The organism is Vibrio salinus (assembly GCF_021272385.1).
Taxonomy (GTDB): Bacteria; Pseudomonadota; Gammaproteobacteria; order Enterobacterales; family Vibrionaceae; genus Vibrio; species Vibrio salinus.
The window spans coordinates 46210-70391 of sequence record NZ_JAJSDZ010000010.1 but is presented as its reverse complement, the minus strand read 5'-3'; the positions used below and the strand labels follow the sequence as shown (position 1 = coordinate 70391).

The window sequence follows — 24182 nt, the reverse complement described above, 5'->3', positions numbered from 1 at the left end:
TAAAACCCAATAAAATTAGATGGGAAATGGTCATATAATAGCCATTGCTGTTGTATGAATAACCATAGTGAACTATTTTGCATTGCAAATTGCAAAATAGAATCAATATGCTAATCGGATAATAATCAATTAGGTTTCGTTCAAATTAGTTTTATTGTTCCTTTACTTTATAAGCTAAATTCTATTAATATGCAGCGCTTGCTAAGATTCGGTCCGGACCTGATTATGTACAATAAAAGCGATGAATGTGTTGTTTTACTGAATGATAAATTGGTACCTGAAGGGCAAGCGGATAAACGTTTTGTTCATAATATGGATACGCCGCTACATCTCGCTTTTTCCTGCTATATCCTTAATCAGGAGGATAAAGTACTTATTACCCGGCGTTCTCTGAAAAAAATCGCCTGGCCGGGAGTATGGACGAATTCTGTATGTGGTCATCCTCTCCCAGATGAAAAGATGGTTGAAGCGGTGAAAAGAAGGGCTCGTTTTGAACTGGGGTTCAACTCTCTTGAAGAAATTCAGCTGGTGCTTCCTGAATTTCAGTATTGTGAGCGTGATGCCAGCGGTATTGTGGAGAATGAGTTTTGTCCTGTATATCAGGCAGTGGTTCAATGTGAGCCCAGCATAAATCCTGATGAAGTTATGGATTTTCAATGGGTTAATAAAGATGACTTACATCGTTCCGTTCGTTCCACTCCATGGGCATTCAGCCCATGGATGGTTAAACAACTGGAGCAAATGACCCAAATGACCAGGAATTAATGTTGAGGCTGTTGTTCCTGGCCCTGAATACCGGACAGCTTGTTGGGTTGACTTTAAGTGTCTTTTTAGCCGGGATATTACTATCTCTACTTTTGTGTTTTTATGATCCTTTCTTCTATTATGATATTGGCTAATGATCTTAGCGTGATTACCGAGAAAGGGGCGAAAATGTTAAGTGAGCGAAGCAATTACTTGATATCGGATGTACCTACGCTCAGGGATATCAAATTTCGGAAGCACTTGATGAAGCCGGATTTATTACTTTCATTTCGAATGAATTTAGTGAATCTTGATAAAGGGCTTAATTATTTCCCAGTCAACGGGAAGAATCACTAATTGCATGTTTTTTTCGGGTATATCATTGTAAATTTTGAACAGCTTATCGTTATGATGAACGGGAAAAGTCATCGCGGCAGGCCAGATGTGATTGGCTGTAAGTGGTTCGGTTTCATAAATGCTAAGATGTAATGCAGGTAATTTCATTGAACATACCTCCGTATACTTTACATTTAGAACTGATGTTGCTTCATTTTCTATTACCTTCCTATTTGAATATGGGGCTAGCGTGAAAAGAATCAACCCCTCGTGTTTTTATTATATTTTAAGTGTAGCTGAATTGAGTATAGAAGGTGTGATGTCATCAAAGTAATAATATATGACGCTATTCATCGATAAATAATATTGATGAGTTTTTGTTATCCGCTGGAGCATTCATCATATTTGCGACTCGCTGTAAAGACGACAAGATAAGATTTTGCTCCCAGGCATCAAGATTCTGAAACTGGTTAACAAAATTCTTTTCCATCATTTGAGGCGCATTTTCTAATATGCTTAAGCCTTTTTCCGTTAATGTTGCGTGTACTTTTCTTTTGTCTGTAGTGTCTCTTACTCTTGATACAATGCCTTTTGCTTCCAGTCTGTCAAGAATACTGGTTGCGGTTGCCTGACTCATATTTGTGTTTGATGACAACTCCCGTATAGTTACATCGCTGGATTGTAAAATGGCCTTCATCAGCAGTATCTGAGGACTGGTTAATCCATATTCCCGCTTGATTTTTTTTGAATAGAGATCCGTTGCACGGATGATTTGTCTCAGGGAAATTAAGACTTCTTCATATCGTTCCAATACCGGCTTCTCCCTGCTTAATGAAACTCAGGGCTACGTAGTAGCGATGTAGCCCTTTGTTTTTCGATGTTTTATATAGGTTACATAGCGGCTTTCTTCGCTTGCGCAATCCAGGAATTGAATAATTGCTGATGAGCTTTAATCCAGCCGTTCGCGTGAGCTTCAATGTCGGCGGAACTGTTTGCCCCCTGACGCATCATCATATTTTCAGCACTGACATCATTAATGCTTAGCTTCATAATCGAGAACAGCTTTGCGGCTGCAGGATTTTTCTCTGCAAATTTTTTGTTCGCGACAATTCTCATGGTGTTCATCTGGAAACCATAGTTTTTACCATTTGGCAACGTGGTATCAATACCAGCGCGTTTGCCTGGCAATGATGAAAATGGAACCTGCAGCCAGACCACATCTTTACCTGGAACCAAGATGCCACTCACCCAATATGGTGTCCATGTATAGTAGAAGATTGGCTTACCACTTTTATAGCGAGTGATGGTGTCTGCCATTAAAGCCGCATACTGACCCTGATTGATTTCAACGGTGTTGCTCAGGCCATAAGCTTTGATTTGATGGTTAGTCACACCCTCACATCCCCAGCCGGGGTTACAACCGGTCATATCCGCTTTGCCGTTACCATTGGCATCAAAAAGCTTGGCAATTTTGGGATCTTTAAGCTGTGCAATGTTGGTGATCTTGTATTTATCCGCGGTTTTTTTATCGATCAGGTAGCCCTGAGCAGCACCGGAAATGTACGTTCCCTTGACGTAAAACGCGTTGTTACCGCCGGCTTTATCAAATTTTGATTTGTGCAGGGGATTCCAGTTTACAGCCAGATAAGTCGCATCGCCTTCGGCAATGGATGTGTAGGCGACATTATAATCTACTTCTTTCGTTGGTTTTACTGTGTAACCAAGTGCTTCCATTGCTTTATTAACGATCAGTGTCTGAAATGTTTCTTCTGCGACTGTTGATTGTACCGGTTGTACCGTAATACCTTCGCCAGGCAGTTTTTCTGCTAATGCTGAAGCAGAAAGAGTCGATGCTAATATGAATCCTGACGTTAGTATGCTTTTCCATGCATGTTTCATTATTTGCTCCTGTATTGGGTGTTTATTTATGATTGACTTTGAATTTATAGAAAATGGATACCGGACCTTTTTGATACCAATGCGTTTTGTTATCACGGGTTTCGGTGCCCAGTGTTTGAGTAATCCTATCCAGAAGGATGGCCAGTATAACAATGCCAACGCCACCGACAGCGGCCAGTCCCATATCCAGACGTCCAATCCCCCTCAATACCATTTGACCAAGACCTCCAACGGCAATCATTGAGGCAATGACTACCATAGAAAGGGATAGCATCAACGTTTGGTTGACGCCTGCCATAATGGTCGGCATGGCCAGTGGTAACTGGATACGGTAAAGCATCTGTTTCGGACTGGCTCCGAAGGCGTGTCCGGCCTCGATTAATTCTTCCGGTACCTGTTGAATACCCAAAATGGTCAGCCGGACTATCGGAGGAAGGGCAAAAATAATCGTGACAACAACCCCCGGAACGTTACCGATACCAAAAAGCATCACGATAGGCACCAGATAAACGAAGGCTGGGGTGGTTTGCATGGCATCCAGAAGTGGCCGGATAATTTTGGCGGCAGTATCGTTTCTGGCCAGCCAGATACCCAAGGGCAGCCCTATCAGCATGCAAAAGAACACCGAGGTCATCACTAAGGCAAGTGTGATCATGGCGCCATTCCAGGCACCAATCAAACCGATAGCGATCAGAGAAAAGAGAGAGCCTATGCCCAGTTTGGGGCCGGCAAGTTGCCATGCAATTAAAAAGAGGATTAATAACATGAAAGGCGCAGGTGTCGAGGTTAAGGCTGCCTGAAAAGAGGACAGGATTAAGTCAATGGGAACCCGGATAGCCTGAAAAACAGGACGACCATGTTGTACCAGCCATTCCAGTGCGGTCTCGACCCAGTGATCAAAGGGAATGACGGCTTCTTTAAAAGGGTGCAGCCAGCTGAAAGGGTCCTGAGCAGCTGTTGCATGAAGCCAGTCATTTGCCGTGGATCCACCTTGAGTCGTTGCCTGCGTCGCTGTTGACCAGGGATCGGATGTTGTCGTTGCGGCTTGTGCCGCTGCGCCCCAGGGGTCACTGTTTTGTGCTGCCTGAGTGGCGGTTTCTGTTGTTGCCATTGTGATTATTCTCTGTCTAATGTTTTCAGCAAACGTGATTTGGTGATGACTCCGTAATATTTTCCATTATCGTCCACAACCGGTACCGGATAAGGGACTTTGGCGACGATGCCAATCAGTTCACCCACGGAGGTCTCCGGCGAAATGGATACTGTGTCCGGTAAAAGAGCATGGGTCAGCGGATGATGATTCCGGCCAGCTTCTTCCAGTGAGTCAATGGAAATGATGCCTGAGTAATGGTTTGATCGATCCACCACCACCCCATAGTCACGGTCATTGTCTATGAGCATCTGTATGGCGGCTCCCGGACCATCGTTGTCATGTTTTTTAAATATAGCGGCCGGATTTTTACGGGCAATGTCTTTTGCAGAGAATACGCTGGCGACATTGACGCCTTTAAAGAAAGAGCTGACGTAGTTGTTGGCCGGGTTATGCAGAATTTCATCGGGTGTCCCCACCTGAACTACAACACCATCCTGCATAATGGCAATCCGATCACCGATTCGCATGGCTTCATCTAAATCGTGAGAAATGAAGACAATGGTTCTTTTGTCATCATTCTGCAAACGGATCAATTCGTCCTGCATTTCGGTCCGGATGAGGGGATCCAAGGCGGAGAAGGCTTCATCCATCAGCAATATATCCGGGTCGTTGGTCAACGCGCGAGCCAGACCCACCCTTTGTTTCATCCCTCCCGATAATTCATCGGGGAACGAATCACAATATGCTTCAAGACCAACTCTGGTGAGTGCTTCTTTAGCAAGCTGGTTACGGGTGACAGGTTTCACCCCTGCAAGCTCTAATCCAAATGCTGCATTTTCTAATACAGTCATATGAGGCATCAGAGCGAAGTTCTGGAACACCATCGAAATGTTTTTCCGCCTGACCTCACGAAGTTGCTCTTCAGAAATGTTGGCAATATTACGGCCTTTCAGGAGTACGCTTCCGCGAGTCGGTTCAATAAGACGATTGAGTAAACGGACAAGCGTGGACTTTCCGGAACCTGATAGTCCCATAATCACAAAGATTTCGCCTTCGTTGATGGTCAAAGAAACGTCTTTAACACCAACTGTCAGGCCAGTTGCCTCAAAAATTTCGTCTTTGTTCTGACCTTTATCTAACAAAGGGAAAGCATCTTTAGGCGTTTCTCCAAATACCTTGTAAAGTGATTTCACTTCGAGTATTGGTTGCATTGAACATGTCCTTTGTTTATACCAAGTATATGTCTAAAAAATGAATTTATATAATGTACTCTAAACATTAAGAAGAATTATTTCAAGAAGATAAGTTTCCATAAATATGTCTTTTTGATATTAATTTATTGATAAATAAAATGAAAAATAATATTTTTTGGTTTATTTATTTTTTGTTAAATGCTTTGAGTCCAAATAAATAAACGTAATGAGCTGCAAATAACTGTTAAAGGGATGCTAAGTGAAAAACATGAAACTACTACTATCAGGAATAATGTTGCTGATTCTATGTCAGGGGACCGTTTTAGCTAAAGATTCACCTAATATGACTGAGAAGAAAGTTGAGAAATATTCAGAAACTGCACTGTTGGATCGCCCTTTGATGGAAAGATACATTTTAGATGAACTGAAATCGCTGAGGCATGATCAGCAGGATTTGGAAAGAAAACTGACAATACAGATGACTGACAGAGAGCTGAGTGTTGCTGATAAATCAATGAATTATGCTAACGTCACGGTGACTTATTTCTTTTACATCATCGCAGGTGTTGCTTCACTTATCGCGCTGTTTGGCTGGCATTCTTTGAAAGAGGTTAAAAATAATACCAGAGAACTGGCAGATAAGCGCCTGAACAAAATTGCTCAGGATTATGAGAAAAAGTTCATTGAGTTGGAACGGGATCTGAAGCGTAAAACCCGAATTATTACGGAAAACAACCGGGAAATTGAAATTATTAATGAAATCCATAATTTGTGGCTACGGGCTCAAAGTATGCAGACTCCGGAACAACGAGTTGAAGTTTATGATGACATTCTGAAAATCCGGCCGGGTGATCTTGAGGCTTTAACGTATAAAGCAGACGCTGTGATGGAAATGAAAGAATATCATTGGGCAATGAGTTTGTGTAACCGGGTGCTTGAACTGGATGGAACGAACGGCCCGGCATTATATCAACGGGCATGTGCTTATGCCCGTCTTGGAGCTGAAGAGCAGGCGATCGATGATTTAATACTGGCGATTGCACAAAGTCCGTCATTGAAGGAGTTGTTATCGGAAGAGATGGATTTTGAGTCCCTCCATGGCAACCAACGTTTTGATGATTTAATATTTTCAAGTTCGGTTACAGATGAAAAATAACAGTCAGAGAGCATTTATTTTATTATTTAGAATTCTTAAAAATGAGTCTCTGATGATATTTTAAAATATAATAATTGTTTCTGACTGAAAAATGACATATGGAGAAGAAGGTTTTGTCATTGTTATTCTTCTCTGTATGATCAAAATAAATAGTCGCAATGGAATTAACACACGAAGATTTGTGCATTTTACAAAATGTCTGGATGTCACAAAAAGCGAAAATGCAATTAACTCAAATGGAAATCTCTCGTTGCCTGGGATTGACGCAATTGGAGTTTTCTAAAATAATGAAAGGAAAGAGTGAGTTAACTCTTCAGTTTGTACAAGATTTTTGCCATCAGCTTCATGTAGACCCTTATACATTCCTTCCTTCTTTAATTTCGCTGAGAAAAGAGAATAACCGGCCAATAATAATAACCACAAAAGTTGAAGTTGCCGGTGAAATACAAAATGTTCAGGTCGAAAATAATCAGGTCTTGATTCAATATCAATATATTGATAAATAATTATTATGTAGTTATTCCATCAATTACTATTTGCCGCTATACTCAGCCCGAAAAATAAATGTAACAAAATGTTACTTAATATAGACGGTATTTTAGCCAGATTTATTAATGGATTCTTTTATTGAATTTATTATTCAGGCAATGTCATTGTTTAGGGAGACTACAAAAATGAAAAAAATTCTTCTTGCGCTAACGGTGAGCGCATTTATTGGTGGAACGGCTCAGGCTTCCGGATGGGGATATGAGGGTGAACATGGGCCGGATCATTGGGGTTCTGTATCTAAAACTTGTGCTGAGGGGGTAAACCAAAGCCCGATCGATGTTGCTAAGGTAGCAAAAGCTCAGTTGAAGCCTTTAAAATTTCATTACACCGGTAAGGTGACTGACCTGACAAATAATGGTCATAGCCTTCAGGCAACGGTTACAGGAGATAATACGCTGACAATTGATGGTGATGTTTTCGAACTAAAGCAATTCCATTTCCATACGCCATCTGAAAACCTGATTAATCATCATCAGTATCCATTAGAGGCCCATTTTGTTCATGCGGATAAAAATGGCAATCTTGCAGTTGTCGCTGTGATGTATGAGATGGGGGACAAAAACTCAGAATTGGATAAATTGACATCATCACTACCAACAGTCCATAAGACGCAAAAATTAACAGCGCCATTCGATGTTAGTGATATGCTGCCCGCCAATGTCGATAAATACTATCGTTTTAATGGATCTTTAACGACGCCACCTTGTAGCGAAGGTGTTCGTTGGTTTGTTATTAAGCAAACAGGTACATTGTCTGCTGAGCAGGAAAAAGCATTAAAAGGGATGATGGGTCACAACAACCGTCCGGTTCAAAAAAGAAATGCCCGCTTAGTTGTTGAAAATTAATTAATCCTTTTTCTTTTTGAAAAGCACTTGATTTCCAAGTGCTTTTTTTGTGTGTATATCCAAACGACCTGAACACCGCATTTTCAGGTTGCTTGGGTATACATCGGGTAGGAAATCACCGATTATTCGTAGTATCATAGCGACTCTGTTTTCATGCAGACAACTATTACAGCAGAAGGAACCACATGAATAAAATTGCCGTTTTTGGTAGTGCTTTTAATCCTCCCAGCTTAGGCCATAAAAGCATCATTGAGTCGATTTCTCATTATGATTCAATACTACTTGTTCCAAGTATTGCCCATGCATGGGGAAAAGACATGCTTGATTACGACATCCGGTGTGAATTGGTTGATGCTTTTATACTTGACCTGAACATGCCGAATGTTCACCGTTCTGATGTTGAAGAACGCTTAGTAAAACCAGAGCAGGTTGTGACCACGTTTGATGTGCTGGATTTTTTGCAGCAGTGCCATCCGGAAAGTGAGTTAACGTTTATTCTTGGCCCGGATAATTTGTTTGCTTTTAAGAAGTTCCACCGGGCAAGTGACATTTTGCAGCGTTTTTCTGTTCTTGCCTGTCCGGAAAGAGTGCCGGTCAGAAGTACAACAATAAGGCAATATCTGGCTGAAAAAAGGTCGATCTCAGAACTTACCACACCACAAGTTGTTTCTCTGATAGCAAAACGTCATCTATATACCCGGTAGCATAGTCTGGTTTCCCCATGTTTATGTTATCTGAAGGTAATGCAAGGTATTGAAATTATTTCGCATAAATAGCTCGAGATTCTCCATTATTTCTCTTTTTCTCTTCAACAAATTTTTCAGATTGTGCTAAAACTTAATAAGTAGATAATTATAAGTGGAGCCAATATGGAGTTATTCGCTGATAAAAAGTCGGATCAAGCAAAAACGAATGATACGGTGCAAGACAATAAGGAGAAACCGTGCTGGAAAGTTTTACTTGTTGATGATGATGTACAGGTTCATCAGGTAACCAAATTGGCTTTGAGTGGCTTTTCTTTTCAGCAAAGAAAACTTGAATTAATTTCTGCCTATTCCGGTGAAGAAGCAAAGCAAATTTGCCAGCAGGAAGATGATATTGCTCTTGCATTAATTGATGTTGTTATGGAGACGGAGCATGCCGGTTTAGAATTGGTCAGATACATTCGTGAAGATATGGACAATAGCCTGATACGATTGGTCTTGAGGACTGGTCAGGCGGGGCAGGCACCTGAAGATAATGTCATCAAAGATTATGAAATAGATGACTACAAAGAAAAAACGGAACTGACGACACAGAAACTCAGGACATTGCTTTACTCTATGCTGAGATCTTACCGGGATCTTTGTATGATAGAGGAACAGAAGAAAGGATTGAGTCTGGTTATTGAAGCCTCCGCTAAGGTGCAGAATACCAAAACACTGGAGAGCTATGCGTCAACGGTTTTAGCGCAGTTAACATCACTACTGAAGTTAGAGTCATCTGCTTTTTATTGTATTGTTAAGCCTAAAGATGATGATGGTGAAGACAACAAAACGTTAATGGTTGCAGCGACCGGTGAGTTTGTTTCTTTTTATCGTAACAGCCGTATCAGTATGCTGCCGGAAAACGTTGCGCATCGTTGTCGGGATGTTCTTAATTGCCATCATTCAATGAAATTTGATGATAGCTATGTCTTTTATCTTAATGATGATCGTGGTTATGACAATATCCTTTATGTGAAGCTTGAAGATTGTTTATCTGATCATGATATTCAGCTATTAGAGCTCTATATGCATAATATTGCGCTCACCTTTGAAAACATTAATCTGTTTGTGGATCTTCAGGAAACGTCGAAAGAACTGGTGTTCAGCCTTTCTAATGCAGTGGAAGCCAGAAGTCGTGAAACTGGGGCTCATGTGCAGCGGGTTTCTTTGATCAGCGAAAAACTGGCTCGCTTGTATGGGCTTGAAGAGCACGATGTAATGTTAATTCAATACGCTTCTCCTCTTCATGATGTAGGTAAAGTGGCGATTCCTGACAGGATTCTTCATAAACCCGGTAAGCTGGATGCGGAAGAGTGGGAAACTATGCAAAAACACGTTGATTTTGGGGTGGAAATTTTAAGTCGTTCCGATCGTCCCTTAATGCAGGCAGCGATGGAAATTGCTGGTTATCATCATGAAAAGTGGGATGGTAGCGGCTATCCGAAAGGCATTAGTGGAGAGTCTATTCCAATTTCCGGTCGTATTGTTGCGATAGCCGATGTTTTTGATGCGCTTGGCGCTGTCAGAAGTTATAAAAAACCATGGCCTGATGAAGACATCAAGAAAGAAATTCTGGCTCAGAGGGGAAAACATTTTGAGCCAAAACTTGTCGATATTTTTCTTGAACACTGGGATGAATTTATAGACATCCGCAATCAATTACCGGATGAAGAGTAAACATCGTTTTTATAAACGCCCACATATTCTTTTTAAAGGATGACTGTGGGCGTAAGCGATAATACTGGCATGAGTTTGTCTTAATGTTCCAATTCTTTAGGCAGTGTGATTTTATAAAACACGCCGTGTCCTTCTTCGGATGAAAATTCCAGTTCACCTTTCAGTTTTTGATTAATGAGATTATAGACCAGATTCAATCCTAAACCGGATCCGCCTTTACCTCTTTTTGAGGTATAGAATGGCTCAAATATTTTTTTGTGCAGGTGTTTGGGAACACCTTTACCATTATCCCGGTATTCAAATATGATTTTGTTTCCTTCTTCTTTAAAACCGATGTAGATTTCAGGTGCAGACTCATTATCAAAAGCGTGATTAACGCTATTCATTACTAAGTTAGAAATCACCTGAGTAATCACTCCGGGAAGGCTGTTCATGATGAGTGATTCATTTCCATCCAAAATGGGTTCAACCGGTAGTTTTCTTGTGACCGGGTGTAAGCTCGCAATCAGAGAGGACAGAATTTGGTGAATATTAAACTTATCCCGGCTTTCGGAGACCTGGTCGACGGCGGTTTGTTTGAAATCTTTCACCAGTTTAGCGGCCCGGTTCAGATTCTGTTCTAAGAGTTCAGTTCCTGAGGTGAGTTTCTCCATTTGTTCCTGAAATTGTTCGGTTGTTAAGGTTTGTGCCTGAAAAGCGGTGGATAAATCGGTAACGGCTTCCTGAATGACGGATGAAGCCGTTACCGATATTCCCAGTGGGGTATTGACTTCATGGGATACCCCGGCAACCAGACCGCCTAATGCCGCTAGTTTTTCGCTTTCAATCAGATGGTTTTGCGTTTTTTTTAGTTGGGCCATGCTTTCGTTAAGTTCTTTGGTTCTTTCCTGAACTGTTGATTCCAGATTATCATTCATTTGTTTCAGTCGTATCTGAGCTTCTTTCAGTTCTGAAATATTGATGGCGGTTCCTCTGAATCCGATAAATTCAAACGGTTCTTTCTTATATAGGGCTTTACCCTGAAAGAGAAGGTGGTGATTACCCTCGGAAAGCGTAAGTTGTATTTCCAGTTTATCAAAGGATTGTTTGGATTCGACTGCGTTTACAAAGTCCTTATTCGATGCCAAAGGTATTATCTCAAGGAGGTTAATCGATGATTTTTCCGGTAGATTTAATGAATGTCGCATTTCATCTGAACAATAGATGAGTTTTAACTGATTATCGGTTTCCCATAGCCAGTCCGATGAAACTTCTGCAAAGTCCTGGAGCCTTTTTTCTTCTTCTTTAAGGTTTTGATATAACTTGGTCAGATTGGTGGTGAGTTTATCTACATCAAAGGCCAGAGTTGTGATTTCATCATGCTCGGAAGTGATGAGTTTGTGGTTATGAACCCGTAAAGTATGTTTGGCATGTCTGGGGTTATAGGTTCGAAGATACTTCATTATGGTAAATAATCGTTCATTAATACTGTAGTGAAAAACGATCAGTATTATGTAACACACAATAATTGTCTTAAATAAGTTTATGAAAAATATAGTAAAAAATTGATTTATTAAAGATTCGTAAACTCTGTCTGTTCCTGATTCCAGATAAAGAGTCCCCACTTTTTCCTTTAAATTATTAACGGGGGAATAATAGATAATGTCGTAGTTTTTTGATGATAAAGAGCCGGTTACTTTTTTACCTGCATCCATTTTGTATGTACCGGCATCAATATGAAGATAGTCAATATGAGGAATGTTAACCAAAGCATCCAGCCGTTGCTGGAGAAGAGTTAAATCAAAATCCCATAAGGCGGAGGCCAGAAGGTTCAGTTGTATGGTTTCAATTTCGTGTTGTCTTTTTTCTATCTCATTCATTTGTTGTTTGTATGAGAAAAAAAGCTGAGTCGACGTTGCAAGAAAAGTGATGGTCCCACTGATAATAATTAATAGCAGAATGATTCGTTTTCCTAGTCTGCTGTCAGTGGGTCTTCTAACGTTATCAGTCATAAAAGCTGACATTTACGATACCTTCTGCAAGTGGTTAACGAGTAGTGATGAAATTATTTCAAATATAATAAGGTTGGATAAATAAAGTATAGTATGAGACTAATCTTATGAGACTTTACTTTGATTTTTATATGCATAAACTGATTATTTGGTAGAAAAATATGAAGAAAAAAGGAATTAAGTGAATGAATAAAGAGCAACTGATTGCTTATATTAAATCAGAGCCAGATAGGATCGATTTTTTTCAGGTTATTGAAGTAATTGATAGTGAATTTGATTTTACTCCGACTCGTTTTGTTAATGGAAATTTAGTTAATGAAGCCAATCAGAATAACGGGTCTTGCAAAATTTTCTCTTTTGCAAGACGAATGGGATTGGATGAGCAACAGACTCTTTCCTGTTTTGGCGATTTTTATCGAAACGATGTGTTAAAACATCCTGAGAATAAGGATCATCAGAATATCCGGAACTTTATTCTCTCGGGTTGGAAGGGAATAAAGTTTGATGCTGAAGCATTGAAATAGGGTTCAATCCTGGATGTAAGATCCAGGATTGATGTTTTTTCTTAATTGTAAAGAAAGTGACAAGGCGTCTTCCTAGAGGCTTATGTTTTGATTGGCAGTCAGAAGAATATTAGAAATTTGTGCATTAAGCTCTTCCAGTTTAGCTTCGATGCTTTCCATCAGCTCTTTTTCTGCATTTGTATAAATAACAGCCTGATCAACATTAGAGCTAATGTGTTCCATAGCCTGGGCTGATTTCTGTGTTTCTCCTACAATAGACTCAATACTTTGTTCAATCTGTGTGCTGGAAGAGTGGGCCCGGGTTGCCAGATTCCGGACCTCATCAGCGACAACCGCAAAACCTCTTCCCTGTTCACCGGCTCTGGCCGCTTCAATAGCCGCATTCAGCGCTAATAAATTGGTTTGATCCGAAATATCCCCGATATCCTGAGCCAGGTTATTAATGGCGGATACGCTGACGCCTAAATGTTCAATTTGAGCTTTGAAGTTGCTTATGAATGTTGCATCGTCTTTTGTCGCTGATACCGATGCTGACAGGTTCTGACAACTTTTTGCTACATCTTCTTTGATGGTCAGTATGTATTTTGATGATTCTGCCACGTCTAGAGAGAGTTGTTGCATTATATTCGTCAACTCATTCAGGGCTGTCTCTTTTTCATTGATGATCTGTTCCTGGCCAGAACGCCGCTTTTCATTGTCAGAATTAATGCGGTTTATCTCAGCTTCGTAATGAGCATTTTCAATTTTGATTTGCTTGAGTTTTTTCTCATTCTCATCATTGTATTTAAATAAAACAGACAATTTCCCTGATAAGAGAGTGGAAGGATGATTTTTTTTGGTAGTAAACGGAAAAGCCCCTTTATCTGTTAGATAAGATGAAATGTCTTTATCTATTTGATTGACAAAATGATAAAGGGCATGACACACAATATAAACGTTGAGCAAACCAATTAAACACAGCGCGGTAATTATGTGAGCAATACTGGTGGTCTCTGAAAACAGAAAATAGGACAGGATAACAATCAGAGCGACAGTATTACCTATTGCTAATTTTCTTTTAATAAATGAATTGGAAAACATAAACGATCTCGAAAGTACGGCGATAAAAAAGCGTTGAGAAAGGATTAAATCAAAGATTTACTGAAAAAACTAATTATTTTCTCAATACCGATACTGTTTGCTGAAATTGTTTTCACTGAAGCATTTGATTTTCTTAATGAGAACAGTGAAATTTGCCTTTGACCTTGCCTGTTGATTGCACTGATTACCACGGAGAGGTAAATTATGCGCAAAATTTTGTAGGTATCTTGTTCTGACTATGGTAACCCGATGGTCCTTATACGAACAGAAAAGTGATTGCCTTGTCATGGGGTGAAGAAGAACATCGTCATGCATTTTCTTAGATTTATGGAGTTATTAATGCAGATCGAAAAAATATATAAGCAGGCAACAAGAGAAGCCATCTGGGCTGTGGCTCTTGCCTTAGGATATTTTGTCTGGTGGTATGTGACTGCCTATGGTTTTTCACCAGCTCCGGGCGATTCCTCAATGCCTGCTTTGTACTGGGGATTTCCTCTTTGGTTTTTGCTTTCCTGTATTGTTGGGCCGGTAATCTTTACAATATTATGTGCACTGATGGTGAAAGTGATTTACCGGGATGCCCCTTTAGAACCACAGAATGACACTGATTATGAATAGTTCTCTTATTATTCCACTTATTATTTATATACTGACTGTTTTTGCATTAGCATTTTTGACTCAAAAACATAAAAAGGCTGGTAATTTTCTAAAGGAGTACTTTGTTGGCAACCGCAGTATGGGGGGATTTGTTCTGGCAATGACTCTGGCTGCGACCTATGCGAGCGCAAGTAGTTTTATTGGTGGTCCCGGAGCCGCTTATAAAATGGGGCTGGGGTGGGTATTACTTGCTATGGTTCAGCTTCCAGCCACATGGTTGACATTGAGTGTTTTGGGCAAACGGTTTGCAATAGAAGCCCGTAAACATAACGCTCTGACTCTGAATGATATTCTGTTTGCCCGTTTTCAAAGCAGAGCGGTGGTGATTCTTGCTTCACTGACGTTGTTACTTGCCTTTTTCGGTACCATGGTAGTGCAATTTGTCGGTGGTGCCCGGTTATTGCAAACCGTAACCGGCTTACCATATGAAGTCGGATTGATGATTTTTGCCGGAACGGTTGCGCTCTACACCACGATTGGTGGTTTCCGGGCTGTGGTATTAACAGATACCGTTCAGGGAGTCATGATGCTTATTGGTACAATGGTTCTTTTATGTGGTGTTATTTATACTGGTGGGGGGCTTGGGCATATCATGACTAAATTGCATGATATTGATCCTGCTCTGGTTACACCTTATGGTCCGGATCATTTTATCAGCCAGCCATTTATTCTGAGCTTTTGGGTATTGGTGTGTTTCGGTGTTATTGGACTTCCTCATGCTGCTGTCCGTTGTATGTCATACAAAGACAGCCGTTCTCTTCATAAAGGTATGATCATTAGTACCGTTATGATGGCTTTACTCATGTTAGGTACCCATTTATCCGGTGCGTTGGGAAGGGCTATTGTTCCGGATGTCGGCAGCCCTGACCAAATTATGCCAACCCTGATGATGACAGTGCTGCCTCCCATGTTTGCGGGGATTTTTCTGGCCGGCCCGATGGCCGCAATCATGTCAACCATTGATTCTCAATTGATTCAGGCTTCTGCTACCTTACTGAAAGATTTATATATGAATTATATAAACCCAAGAGTACTGGAAGAGCAAAATGCGGAACGTAAGCTCAATAAATTATCATTATGGATTACCGGTGTGTTTGCTCTGTTGGTGTTTTTTGCGGCAACGAACCCACCGGATATGATTATCTGGCTTAATCTGATGGCCTTAGGAGGATTACAGGCCGTTTTCCTCTGGCCATTAATTTTGGGTTTGTACTGGGTCAGAGCTTCAGCTTCGGGAGCTATTTGTTCCATGGTAACCGGTCTTGGAACGTATATTGCCTTAATGTTTATCAAGCCTGATATGATGGGGATTCATCCTATTATTCCGACATTGTTGCTGGGGTTATTTGTATTTGTTGCGGTCAGTTTGTTCAGGCCAGCTGTTTCAGCGAAAGCAATAGCAGAAAGCTAATAAAGATAAAAAGGATAGGGATATTAGGTGACAAAGTAACCAAAAAACTATCGATGGCAATTATTTAATCGTGTCACCGATAGTTTCATGTTTTCGTCTTACAGGCGAACCATTATTTACCCATAAGGGTTACCAACCTTAAGGCTGCCGGTAAATGTCTCATTCTATCCAAGTTAACAGATTTAATTGCGCTGACGGCAAAAACACGTCCCCACCTGTCATTCTTGACATAGTCACCATGTAATTCGTAAATAGTATCATCGTCAATATCTATTCTGCTTACTTTATCTTTAAATCTGAGAAGACTTTTTACATCCGTATCAGCCTCGGGCTCAAGATTCCGTACTTCAATTACTGCCATATGACCATCTGCGGATTGTTGCAATACCTGATTTAATTTACCGATAATCATCATAGGATCACCTTATTATTTTAATAAACTCTATTAAAGCAACGATGATAAAATCCTATTAATACTCTGCCTCATTACCGTCAGTATGAATCAAACTGAATTGGATAAGGCTTTAGCTCCCTCTTCAATTTTTCAATTGCTCGCTAAATGAGAAAATAGGCCGGTAATTCTAGCCATCCCGCTAATTAGTCCTCCTCCTGAATGATCCACCGTCATATCTTCATTCTGTGGTTTTGCAGATATTTTCTACCACTGAGGCAAAGTCTACTACTTTAGATTGACAGTTTGTATACCTTGCTCACGTCGCTGGTTTATTTTTTTATAGCAACGCAAATTTGTGCACTTCCTCAACTTAATAACCTGCTGATTTAACATTATTAATTATTCGCTTCCATTGATAATGACTTGTCCATCCCGGAATGTTGATAAATTAAGAGCCCGATTGATTTCCTCCGCAGAGGCATTGGCTCCACTGAACTGCATAACAACATTTTTTCCTTCTAATTGTTTTCTTAGCTTCCAGGCCGCCATAAGTGTTGCTCCTCCGGCCCCTTCGACCATATTATGTGTGTAGTGAGCGGACAGTGCGATGCCTTGCAGAATTTCGTTCTCGTTTAACAGAACAAAATCAGTTAGTGAATTTTTATAAATATTGAATGTTGTTGAGTAGGCTGTCCCGGTTGCAAAGCCACCGGCAAACGTCGTGTTATCACGCTCACAAACTGATTTAGATTTCCATGATACATAGGCCGCATCAGAAGCTTTGGCCTGAACTGCATAAATTTCAATTGCGGGTTTCAAAGCTTTGAAAACCGTGATTGCAGCTGCAACTTCACTTCCTCCTCCCAGAGGAAGAATAATGGCATCAATATTATGAAGCTTGTCCAGAATTTCCAGAAATTCAGTCGCAACACCATTGATCAACAATGGTTCATTTGCTGGGTGTACATTATAAAACCCTTTGTTTTCATTGATATCTAAAACCACTCTGGCAGATTCATCGAAGTTGCTACCGGCTTCGATAACCTTTGCGCCGGCATTTTCGATTAGTTGAACTTTAGCTCGTGGCGTTCCTTCCGGGACAACAATAATGGACGGAATGTTATTCATACTGGCCGATGTCGCAACGGATAAGCCATGATTCCCGGTTGAGAAGGTAACTACTCCGTTTATATGATTTTGCCTGATGTGTGACATCAGATTGAGTCCTCCCCGGATTTTAAAACTACCGGTCATATTGTAATTTTCGTGTTTAATGTAGGCGTTGCAGTTTAGAAACTGGCTGAGGTTTTCATATCTGTATAATGGTGACGCCGAGAGATATCCAGAGATGACGGATTTTGCTTTGAGTGCCTCATAGAGTGAAATTGGGTAGTTTTTTAAACTGTCCATTGTTATTTCCTTTTGTATCGATACAATTTTAATTTTTAAGTTTAAATGTCTTAATTTTTATGGTATCAATGGTTATTAATATAAACAAATGATTTATTGTTACCATGACAATTATAAAGATAGACATATCTAAGCAAAGTGGAACGGCAATATATAAACAAATTGCCGGGCAGATTTCTGAATTGATAAACAAAGGTATTTTAGAGCCAAATCATAAATTGCCGACCCACAGGGCTTTAGCTGAGCAACTTGGGGTGACGGTTGGCACAGTAACAAGAGCTTATGCAGAAGCGGAGCGGCTTGGGGCCGTGGAAGCCAGAGTGGGCGCTGGAACTTATGTCGTTGATAAACAGAAAGGGTACTGGGAGTTCGATGGACTGGGTGATGGAAAGTCGGATAAATGGAATTTTGCATACAACGTACCACCGTCGGTGGGGCAGAACTCAGCAATACGTCGTGCTATGGTGGCATTATCCGAATCGGATTCATCTTTAATGCCATTGTTAGCATATCAGCCTTCTGTTGGTTGTGAATCTCACCGGGCAATTGTTGCATCCTGGTTGCAGGAGAAAGGTCGGGCCATTAAAAAAGAACGGTTTTTATTTACGTCAGGTGTCCAACATGGAATTCAGATGATTCTGGATACATTTACCCGGTCCGGCGATACCATTTTAACAGAGACGTTGACCTATCCGGGCCTATTCAGCATGGCTCGTCATAAGCAGATTACTATAAAAGGGGTGGCGTTTGATAGTGATGGAATGTTGCCTTCTGCGTTGGAAAATGCCTGTGTTCAGTACCAACCGCGGTTTGTGTATTTAAATCCGACGCTGCAGAATCCGACGACTTTGACGATGCCGACTGAACGGCGTGAGGAAATCATTGAAATATGTGACCGCCACAATGTATATATCATCGAAGATGACGTAAACGGATTTCTGCCAGAGAATTCTCCTGTTCCTTTTGTGAATTTATCGCCGGAAAGGGTGATTCATATCGGCTCTTTTTCTAAATGTTTAGCGCCGGGTTTACGGGTTGGCTATATCCAGCCGCCCAAAGCGTTGTTTCAACAACTTTCAGTTGTCTTAAAAAACCACAGTTGGATGACAAGCCCATTATTAACCGGATTAATTTGCGAATTGATTTACTCTGGGAAACTTGATGTGGTGCTGAGAGATATTCGCTCAGAGAGCGCTCAGCGTATGCAGTCTGCACTTGAGTATATTGGTGATGTATCCCCTGATACCCATGGTGACGGCTTTCATATTTGGCTGCCTTTACCTGAAAACTGGCGTTTGAGTGATTTTATGAAATCTGCGCAGGAAGAAAATATTTTGATTAAGTCGGCCGAGCAATTTACGCCGCCAGCCGGTCATATTCTACCGGCTATCCGGGTGTCGCTAAGTTCAGCAGTGAATCAAAGTCAAATGATGAAAGGACTTCAGGCGTTAAAACGGCTTCTGGTATCAAGCCCGGTTTATGATTTTGATTTATGAGCCACTGTGTGCCGGATTGGCTTTCAGTAATGCTGTGATTTTTGCTTTCGGCAATGGCCGTGAGTAATAATATCCCTGAATTAGCTGACAACCTTTTCCGGAGACAAAGTCTAGCTGCTCTTTGGTCTCGACACCTTCGACAACAATATTCAGTTTCAGTGCATGAGCCATTTGTATGATGGTTGATGTTAGCTGGCATTGTTCCGGGTTTTCCGGTATATCAGAAACAAAACTCCGATCAATTTTTAATGTATCCCAGGGCATTTTAGAGAGATAGGATAAAGATGAGTAGCCCGTACCAAAATCATCAATTGCCAGACCGATTCCCAGCGTTTTTATTTTTTCCAGTACCGGTAATACTTCTTTTTCCCGTTCTATATAACCAGATTCCGTAAGTTCCAGTTCTAAAAGATGAGGTGGATAATTTGTCTGTTTTAAAATGTTCTCCAACCGAGTAATAAACCGCCCTAACCGGACCTGGTAGGCTGAAACGTTGACCGATATTTTTAATTCTGAAAACCCCTTCTCTGTCCATTCGCAGCCATTAAGACAGGCTGTTCTTAAAACATAACTGCCTAATTTTTCGATGAGGCCGGTTTCCTCGGCAACCAGAATAAATTCTTCCGGAGACACCCATCCTAACTCGCGGTCATTCCAGCGGGCTAATGCCTCCAATGCTACTGGTTTTTCGGTTTTTGGATCGTATTGTGGTTGGTAATAGACTTCAAGTGCATCATTCTCAAGCGCAACTTTCAGTTTTGAGCTCAAAGTGAGTTTTCTCTGGCTTTCTCTGGTCAGTCTGTCTTCGTAGATGCCATAGCTTCCTCTTTGGTTCCGCTTGGCTTCATATAATCCGGCATCCGCTTCCTGAAGAAGATCCCGGGTTTTGCCAATTGACTGAAAACTAACTCCTATTGTGGCTGAAATATACACTTCGGTATGATTATCTAACACAATGGCTTTCCGGAGCTTTTCCTGAACTGACTTGATGATCTCTTTTGTAATCTCAATATCATATGACTGAATCAGCAAGGCGAATTCATCACCACCGGTACGACACAGACAGCCGGAGTTTTTTACATATTCATTTTGAATGAGTAACAGTCTGGTGGCGATTTCTTTGAGAACCTTGTCTCCGGAAGTATGGCCGTAACTATCGTTGACGTCTTTAAAATGGTCCAAATCAATGAGTAACAGGCTGGCTGGTTGACCTTCGAGAGATGATAACTTGTCATCAAGGACCCGGCGGTTTGGTAATTGAGTCAGTTGGTCATGAAGGGCAAGATGATTTAATTTTTTCTGAATGTTTTTTTGTTCATCAATATTGACCAGAGAAAAAACATAAGTTGCCTGCTTCTCCGTCTCTGACATGACTTTGGTGACGGACAGTAATCCCTGATGTCTGAATTTTTCACCGAATGTAACTTCACCGCGCCATTTATCTGAAAGCACCTGGGAGTGATTAATTAACAATCCGTTATGCTGAAATAGCGAAGTGATAACACTTTTGCCATTGGTCACATCGTCATGACATAATTTTAGCATTTTGGTGAATGACTGATTTGCTTGCAGAATATGTCCGGAATTATTAACAAAAGCCAGGCCATAATTTGAGTTTTTAAACACGGTTGCTGCCTGATCAAGGCTGTACTCTTTTTCTGTCATTTCTTCCATTAGCTGTGAGCTGGTTTTAAATAACAGTTTCCAGCGGAAATGGTCAGATTCGAGGTAATAGATAAAAGATTGCCGCTTTATGAGAGCAAACAGTAAAAGCGGGATGCTAAAAAATGCTGCTGTGAGGATTTTTCCATCCAGTCCTCCGAAAACGATAGTAACAATTTCCGGACTGAATCCAAAGGCAATAAGAGGAAAAGCTATTCCATCGAAACATAATATGGCGATAAAAGCGATGATGTATAAAATTGCCGTGAAGATAGGATTAATGTTAATTTTTTTTAATTTTTCAAAAATGAACAGTAATGACAACAGCTCAAATATGATTAAAACCCCACCTAAAGTAATAAATGGTATTGATATGTCGAATAAAGACGAGGATGTGTTATGAGGATTAATAATACCGCTACTTTGCAGACTTTTTGCGGCCAGAGAAGAAAATAGCACATTAAAAAGATCCACAAAAATAACCAGCCTTACGATATGTCTGAGTATGAACAGATCTTTTTCAATCAGAACAAACAGTACAGTTGCCATCATAAATGCGCCGTAACATAAGTTACCGCCAGAGACATTGATGCCGGACGCAACGGGTAAAGAATAAACATTACCGAAAAAACCACCGATTAGCAGCACCAACGAAATATAAATATAGAAAGATACTTTTCTGACAGGGCCTTACAGTGAAGTAAAATACAAAGGAAATATCGAAAACAGAGCAACCTGAAGGATAAACAGTCCAAACATGTCCATGAGTCACCAGCCTGATTTATTATAAGTACGATTTTACACAGTGTGAGTCTTTTACATTTGTTTAAAATGCATTCAGCTCGTAAAGTTGTTTCTGAGTATAGTACTTGTACTGGTGTTGAACTCAACCATCTGGAAGTTCATTATATTGCAGTGACGCATAAGTTGGACAGGATCTGAGCTGGTGTATGTTAGAAAAATTGAAGGGAGAGAAATAATGGACAATTTGTTTACTTATGTATCCCTGATTAAAAATTCTCCTGAAAGTGAGTGGATTGTTAAGCAGACAGTGGAGCAAGAAACAGTTGAAGATGATTGGAGTGTTTCCCATTATTCTGAACAACTTTTCACGTTCAAAAATGGTGTTGTTATCAGGAAATGCATGGAAAAAGAACTTGGAGATACCAATCCTGATATTGTTTGTGAAGAATGTTTTATTAATTATGAAGTGTTGGCAGAGCCTGAACATTTAAACGTTTCACCCAAATCTAAGAACTTCATTAACCTGTGTCAGGAAGCATTTTGGTTAAAAATCAATAAGGCTCAGAATCAACAATAAATCGGTATTGTTTCTGAAAATGAGGGAAATTATTTGGACAAAATATTAGTGAGCTCCTGTTTGATGGGGAGTAAAGTACGTTATAACGCTAGCTGTGTAAACATGAGCAGTTCAGATTCAGACTGGATTCAGACTCATTTTAACATTGTGACATTTTGTCCGGAAGTCGCCGCAGGATTGCCTATTCCAAGGCCTTCAGCAGAAATAAACATAGGAACAGGTGCTGACGTTCTGATTGGGAAAGCAAAGGTTATTGATCTGGAGGGCAGCGACGCTTCACAAGCCTTTCTCCATGGTGCTAAATTAGCATTAGCAATGTGCCTATCGGAAAATATTCGTTACGCTTTGTTGACTGAAGCAAGCCCATCGTGTGGAAGTGCCCTCATTTATGATGGCAGTTTCAACGGGATAAAGAAGGTTGGGGAAGGCGTGACAGCCGCACTTTTAAGACAAAATGGTATTCGGGTTTTCAGTCCCAATACCATTGACTTGTTAAAACAGCTAGTTAGTGAATAAGCGACTGCCAGGAAAGGTCGGCGAGTGGGTCGCTAAGAGAAGCTTTTCAACGATTAGAGATCATTTTTCTCACAGATTACCTGATTTCTCCCTTTCTTTTTGGCTTTATACAGTGCTATGTCTGCCCGTTTAAATAAAGTGGCTGCCGTATCGTCTTCGCGGTAAGTAGATACTCCCAGGCTGACAGTAAAGCCCGGCAGTCCATCGACTTTTAAACGTTCAATATGTGAACGTATTTCGTCTGCGATTTTCTGTGTGTGAGAGGTATCTTTCATTGGACAAATAATGGCAAATTCTTCTCCGCCCATACGAAAAATTAAATCAATATCTCTTAAGCGTTCGGTTAGTTCTTTAGCGAGTCTGATAAGTAATTGATCGCCGGTAGGATGACCATAGCGATCATTGATTTTTTTGAAATGATCAACATCTAAAAAGATCAGACCGAACGGATAGCCTCTCTGTGCCCGTTTAATATGTGCGTTGATTTCTTCTTCCCATTTATGGCGGTTAAACAGGTCTGTAAGTTTATCTCGTGTTGCCAGTTTAAGAAGTTGTTTCTCTACCTGTTCCCGGGTTTGTATTTCTTTGGTTAGTTTTGACATTAATGCCTGAATATCATATTCAAGTTCTTCCAGTTCGTCCTTGGTTTTTAATTGCTGAGAAGCTGGTGATTTAACCGTAGCCGTTTCATTTAATGAGGCATCAAATGACTTTATTTTATCCTGAATATTGTTCACCCGGTTCATAATAAGCCGGATAATATAGACGGTCAGGAAAAAGCCCAGAATTAGAGCACAAATACCAAGGAAAGAGTTGATGATAAAAAAATCTTCTTCATGTTTTTCGGTATAGTATGAATCTTTGGTCGATAAGTTATTCAGCAAAGAAAGCAATGATTTTTCTTCTTTTTCCAGGCGGAAAGAAAACCGTTCCACTTTATTCAGTTCGTCTTCGCTTACACTGTCTTTACTATAAATATAATTCAGATGTTTTTCATAAGCTTCACTTTCTGAATGGTATTTTTCTAATTGATTTAGTACATGTTCATGATCGGATTCATCCAGAATAATGGTTTTTTTGTTTAAACTTGTGTCGAGAAGTCCAACGGCTCTGTCCAATAATTTTTTTAATTTTCTCTTTTGTAAAACCAGTTCTTGGTGAGGCTTTAGATCCTGAGCTGTTTTATCCTGTTCTAGTCGGTATTCTTCCAGTTGGAGGTGTTGTTCCATTTCAATAAATTCGATTTGAGTAACGATTTGGTTTAGTGGAATATCGAGGTAAGCAACCTCCTTCAGGTCCTGCTCCAGAATTTTTAATTTGTAGATAGAGAAAATGATGACGCAAAATAAAAATGTCAGTAAAACAATGAACAGGCCACTGATTTTTTGTTTAATAGATGCGCGTTTGAAATTAAAAAATGCCATATGTGGTTATATCTGAGCTCAATTTATGTCTTATATACTAATAGATCGTGATGAATAG

At 40.3% G+C, this 24182-nt stretch carries 23 protein-coding genes; 12 read left to right on the top strand and 11 right to left on the bottom strand.

Annotated elements, in window-relative coordinates:
• The first annotated feature begins 225 nt into the window (after positions 1-225).
• Positions 226-765: an isopentenyl-diphosphate Delta-isomerase gene (gene idi / locus LRQ06_RS13780; protein WP_232767307.1), complete on the top strand. Its 540-nt coding sequence runs from the start codon at positions 226-228 to the stop codon at positions 763-765.
• Between the two features lie 279 nt (positions 766-1044).
• Here idi and LRQ06_RS13775 read toward each other — a convergent pair whose 3' ends face one another.
• The 5 genes from LRQ06_RS13775 to proV form a co-directional block, all read right to left on the bottom strand.
• On the bottom strand, positions 1045-1248 hold the full coding sequence (locus LRQ06_RS13775) for a hypothetical protein (protein ID WP_232767306.1): 204 nt from the start codon (positions 1246-1248) through the stop codon (positions 1045-1047).
• 178 nt (positions 1249-1426) lie between these two features.
• Complete coding sequence (locus LRQ06_RS13770) at positions 1427-1891, bottom strand: MarR family winged helix-turn-helix transcriptional regulator (RefSeq protein ID WP_232767305.1); 465 nt, start codon at positions 1889-1891, stop codon at positions 1427-1429.
• Positions 1892-1971: 80 nt separating this feature from the next.
• Positions 1972-2979 (bottom strand): glycine betaine/L-proline ABC transporter substrate-binding protein ProX, encoded by a 1008-nt coding sequence (proX, locus tag LRQ06_RS13765; protein ID WP_232767304.1) that lies wholly within the window; start codon positions 2977-2979, stop codon positions 1972-1974.
• A gap of 22 nt (positions 2980-3001) precedes the next feature.
• Complete coding sequence (gene proW, locus LRQ06_RS13760; protein WP_232767302.1) at positions 3002-4090, bottom strand: glycine betaine/L-proline ABC transporter permease ProW; 1089 nt, start codon at positions 4088-4090, stop codon at positions 3002-3004.
• A 5-nt stretch (positions 4091-4095) separates the two neighbouring features.
• A complete protein-coding gene (proV, locus tag LRQ06_RS13755) occupies positions 4096-5283 on the bottom strand; it encodes a glycine betaine/L-proline ABC transporter ATP-binding protein ProV (protein ID WP_232767301.1) in 1188 nt (395 codons plus the stop codon).
• Between the two features lie 325 nt (positions 5284-5608).
• Between proV and LRQ06_RS13750 the strand changes: the two genes are divergently transcribed.
• The 5 genes from LRQ06_RS13750 to LRQ06_RS13730 all read left to right on the top strand — a co-directional run bounded on the left by LRQ06_RS13750 (position 5609) and on the right by LRQ06_RS13730 (position 10238).
• Entirely contained in the window at positions 5609-6421 is an 813-nt protein-coding gene (locus LRQ06_RS13750; RefSeq protein ID WP_232768970.1) for a tetratricopeptide repeat protein, read from the top strand.
• A 158-nt stretch (positions 6422-6579) separates the two neighbouring features.
• The gene (locus LRQ06_RS13745; protein WP_232767300.1) at positions 6580-6927 is read left to right on the top strand and encodes a helix-turn-helix domain-containing protein; all 348 of its coding nucleotides are present in this window, start codon (positions 6580-6582) and stop codon (positions 6925-6927) included.
• Between the two features lie 168 nt (positions 6928-7095).
• Positions 7096-7815 (top strand): carbonic anhydrase, encoded by a 720-nt coding sequence (locus LRQ06_RS13740; protein ID WP_232767296.1) that lies wholly within the window; start codon positions 7096-7098, stop codon positions 7813-7815.
• 185 nt (positions 7816-8000) lie between these two features.
• Positions 8001-8519, top strand: coding sequence for a nicotinate-nicotinamide nucleotide adenylyltransferase (locus LRQ06_RS13735; protein ID WP_232767294.1), 519 nt, complete (start codon positions 8001-8003; stop codon positions 8517-8519).
• Between the two features lie 165 nt (positions 8520-8684).
• A complete protein-coding gene (locus LRQ06_RS13730) occupies positions 8685-10238 on the top strand; it encodes a DUF3369 domain-containing protein (RefSeq protein WP_232767293.1) in 1554 nt (517 codons plus the stop codon).
• 80 nt (positions 10239-10318) lie between these two features.
• On the opposite strand, the gene LRQ06_RS13725 is transcribed toward LRQ06_RS13730, so the two are convergent.
• The gene (locus LRQ06_RS13725) at positions 10319-12241 is read right to left on the bottom strand and encodes a PAS domain-containing sensor histidine kinase (protein WP_232767291.1); all 1923 of its coding nucleotides are present in this window, start codon (positions 12239-12241) and stop codon (positions 10319-10321) included.
• 173 nt (positions 12242-12414) lie between these two features.
• Between LRQ06_RS13725 and LRQ06_RS13720 the strand changes: the two genes are divergently transcribed.
• Complete coding sequence (locus LRQ06_RS13720; RefSeq protein WP_232767289.1) at positions 12415-12753, top strand: HopJ type III effector protein; 339 nt, start codon at positions 12415-12417, stop codon at positions 12751-12753.
• A 72-nt stretch (positions 12754-12825) separates the two neighbouring features.
• Here the strand turns inward: LRQ06_RS13720 and LRQ06_RS21225 are convergent, their stop codons facing one another.
• Positions 12826-13374 carry a methyl-accepting chemotaxis protein gene (locus LRQ06_RS21225; protein WP_232768969.1) on the bottom strand — a complete coding sequence of 183 codons (549 nt, stop codon included), beginning with the start codon at positions 13372-13374 and terminating at the stop codon, positions 12826-12828.
• Between the two features lie 798 nt (positions 13375-14172).
• Between LRQ06_RS21225 and LRQ06_RS13710 the strand changes: the two genes are divergently transcribed.
• Both LRQ06_RS13710 and panF read left to right on the top strand, forming a co-directional pair.
• The gene (locus LRQ06_RS13710) at positions 14173-14451 is read left to right on the top strand and encodes a YhdT family protein (RefSeq protein WP_232767282.1); all 279 of its coding nucleotides are present in this window, start codon (positions 14173-14175) and stop codon (positions 14449-14451) included.
• Positions 14444-15901, top strand: coding sequence for a sodium/pantothenate symporter (panF, locus tag LRQ06_RS13705; RefSeq protein ID WP_232767280.1), 1458 nt, complete (start codon positions 14444-14446; stop codon positions 15899-15901). Before LRQ06_RS13710 ends, panF begins: the two co-directional genes overlap by 8 nt.
• Before the next feature lie 112 nt (positions 15902-16013).
• Here panF and LRQ06_RS13700 read toward each other — a convergent pair whose 3' ends face one another.
• Complete coding sequence (locus tag LRQ06_RS13700; RefSeq protein ID WP_232767279.1) at positions 16014-16316, bottom strand: hypothetical protein; 303 nt, start codon at positions 16314-16316, stop codon at positions 16014-16016.
• 378 nt (positions 16317-16694) lie between these two features.
• Positions 16695-17705, bottom strand: a complete 1011-nt coding sequence (locus LRQ06_RS13695) for a threonine ammonia-lyase (RefSeq protein ID WP_232767278.1) — start codon at positions 17703-17705, stop codon at positions 16695-16697.
• A 104-nt stretch (positions 17706-17809) separates the two neighbouring features.
• Between LRQ06_RS13695 and LRQ06_RS13690 the strand changes: the two genes are divergently transcribed.
• The gene (locus tag LRQ06_RS13690) at positions 17810-19201 is read left to right on the top strand and encodes an aminotransferase-like domain-containing protein (protein WP_232767277.1); all 1392 of its coding nucleotides are present in this window, start codon (positions 17810-17812) and stop codon (positions 19199-19201) included.
• Here the strand turns inward: LRQ06_RS13690 and LRQ06_RS13685 are convergent.
• The gene (locus LRQ06_RS13685) at positions 19196-21520 is read right to left on the bottom strand and encodes a sensor domain-containing protein (RefSeq protein WP_373054851.1); all 2325 of its coding nucleotides are present in this window, start codon (positions 21518-21520) and stop codon (positions 19196-19198) included. The two genes, LRQ06_RS13690 and LRQ06_RS13685, sit on opposite strands and share 6 nt — an antisense overlap.
• A gap of 289 nt (positions 21521-21809) precedes the next feature.
• Between LRQ06_RS13685 and LRQ06_RS13680 the strand changes: the two genes are divergently transcribed.
• Together LRQ06_RS13680 and LRQ06_RS13675 are read left to right on the top strand one after the other, a co-directional pair.
• Positions 21810-22184 (top strand): hypothetical protein, encoded by a 375-nt coding sequence (locus tag LRQ06_RS13680; RefSeq protein ID WP_232767275.1) that lies wholly within the window; start codon positions 21810-21812, stop codon positions 22182-22184.
• Between the two features lie 48 nt (positions 22185-22232).
• On the top strand, positions 22233-22700 hold the full coding sequence (locus tag LRQ06_RS13675) for a 2-thiouracil desulfurase family protein (RefSeq protein ID WP_308218844.1): 468 nt from the start codon (positions 22233-22235) through the stop codon (positions 22698-22700).
• Positions 22701-22753: 53 nt separating this feature from the next.
• Here the strand turns inward: LRQ06_RS13675 and LRQ06_RS13670 are convergent, their stop codons facing one another.
• Positions 22754-24124, bottom strand: coding sequence for a GGDEF domain-containing protein (locus LRQ06_RS13670; protein WP_232767273.1), 1371 nt, complete (start codon positions 24122-24124; stop codon positions 22754-22756).
• Positions 24125-24182 lie beyond the last annotated feature (58 nt).